The sequence below is a fragment of the Weissella sp. DD23 genome (genome assembly GCF_001579105.1).
GTDB classification, from domain to species: Bacteria; Bacillota; Bacilli; order Lactobacillales; family Lactobacillaceae; genus Weissella; species Weissella cibaria.
Window position 1 is genome coordinate 126628 of the sequence record NZ_KQ970390.1, and the last position, 686, is coordinate 127313.

A 686-nucleotide genomic window follows, 5' to 3' on the forward strand; every position below is an offset into this window, starting at 1 on the left:
CTTAAAGGAATTTTTAGATGAATATTTTTTTTAAAAAAAGTTACATAGTATACACCTTTATATTTTTACTATATGTAGTTGTAACTTTTAGTAGCAATTTTTTATTTGGGTATACACTTGTAGACCACGCAGACGCTTTCAGACAACACGTGGCTTATGTAAAAACTTTGCATGAATACATTTATACGTATGGACTGGGTTTTTGGAATAACTGGGATTGGAATCATGGTGTCGGAAGTGATGCTGTAAGTATTTTATCTTATTACAATCTTGGAGATGTACTGGGATGGGTAAATGCGTTGTTACCAATCAAACATTTAGATTGGACGTATAGTTTTTTTATTTGCTACGTTTATATTTGGTTGGAGCAGCAGCAATTCTCTACTTTTCTAACCATTTTAAAAATACCGTTGCTGTAGTTTTGGCAAGCGTGACATACACGTTTTCAGGTATGAATATTCCTGCGTTGCATCCAATGTTTGTAAACGCCATGTGGCTCCTACCATTAATTTTGTATGGTATTGATTTAATTATTTCGGGCAAAAATTATGCCGTTTTCATAATAACGGTAGCGTATTCTTTGATGAGCAATGTATATACTACGTACATAATTGGTCTCGGTGCAATTGCTTACTTTTTAATTGAGCTTATTTTTCTGAACAAGAGAACAAAATTAAAATAATTGT

1 protein-coding gene is annotated in these 686 nt (G+C 32.5%); it reads left to right on the plus strand.

The window, feature by feature from the left end; all coding sequences use genetic code 11:
* Window positions 1-17 precede the first annotated feature (17 nt).
* Entirely contained in the window at window positions 18-419 is a 402-nt protein-coding gene (locus tag WEIDD23_RS13310; RefSeq protein ID WP_062358652.1) for a hypothetical protein, read from the plus strand.
* Window positions 420-686 lie beyond the last annotated feature (267 nt).